The sequence below is a fragment of the Roseinatronobacter alkalisoli genome (assembly GCF_028745735.1).
Lineage (GTDB): Bacteria > Pseudomonadota > Alphaproteobacteria > Rhodobacterales > Rhodobacteraceae > Roseinatronobacter > Roseinatronobacter alkalisoli.
The window spans coordinates 1-1,047 of record NZ_JAQZSM010000120.1 but is presented as its reverse complement, the minus strand read 5'-3'; the positions used below and the strand labels follow the sequence as shown (position 1 = coordinate 1,047).

Sequence of the window (1,047 nt, the reverse complement as noted above, 5' to 3'; positions counted from 1 at the left end):
GGGCGTTGTTGCAAAAGTCTGACGACGGAGGATTCACTTCGCGAATCCATGCTGTTAGACGCGCTGCATGAGCAAGCCATTTCCCGCCCGCTACCGCACGACGAACTGGTCCAGCTACAACGCGTCGCTGCGGAAGCGGGGGTCGCTGCTGATCTGGGTTGACAAGGACATGACCTGGCGCGCGCCGCGTGACGGGCGGCCCGGACGTCCGCCGGTGTTTTCCGATGCGGCCATACAATTCTGCCTTTCGATCAAAGTGCTGTTCAAGCTTCCCTTGCGCCAGACCGCGGGGATGGTCGCGAGCCTGCTGAAGCTGGCGGGGCTGGACTGGCCGGTGCCGGACTTTTCCACCCTGTGCCGCCGGCAGAAGACCCTGGCCGTGCAGGTCCCGTATCGCCGTGCCGCTGAACCTGCTGGTGGATAGCACAGGCATCAAGTTCCTCGGCGATGGCGAATGGCAGGCGCGCAAGCACGGCGTTCAGGGTCGACGCCAATGGCGCAAGGTGCATCTGGCGATGGACCCGGCCACGTCCGACATCCGGGCCGTGGAATTCACGCCCAGCCGCGACGGCGACAGCCCCGTGCTCCCGGACCTGCTCGGGCAGATCCCGGCCGACGAACAGATCGGCACGGTGACCGCGGACGGCGCCTATGACACGCGCCGCTGCCACAGCGCCATCATCGCATGTGACGCGGTTCCGATCATCCCGATCCGCAGGAACGGGCGGCTATGGAAGGAGGATTGCCCGGTCGCAAAGGTCCGCAACGAAACCCTGCGCGCCACCCGACACTACGGCCGGGCGTTCTGGAAACGCTGGACAGGCTACCATGCCCGCAGCCGGATCGAGGCGAGGATGCGTTGCCTGAAAGCCTTCGGCGAGCGCATCATGGCACGAGACCCCGACCGCCAGACCGCCGAAATCCACATCCGCATCGCCCTCATGAACCGCTTCAACGCCCTCGGCACCGCCGAGATCGTCCGCGTGGCATGACGTCAGTAGGGAAAGGGGCAGTCACGCCTCAAGCGCGAGTTGCGCAACAACGCCC

1 pseudogene is annotated in these 1,047 nt (G+C 65.6%); it reads left to right on the top strand.

The annotated features are described in order from the left end of the window. The first annotated feature begins 67 nt into the window (after positions 1-67). Positions 68-992 (top strand): annotated as a pseudogene (locus PUT78_RS23620) (IS5 family transposase). Positions 993-1,047 lie beyond the last annotated feature (55 nt).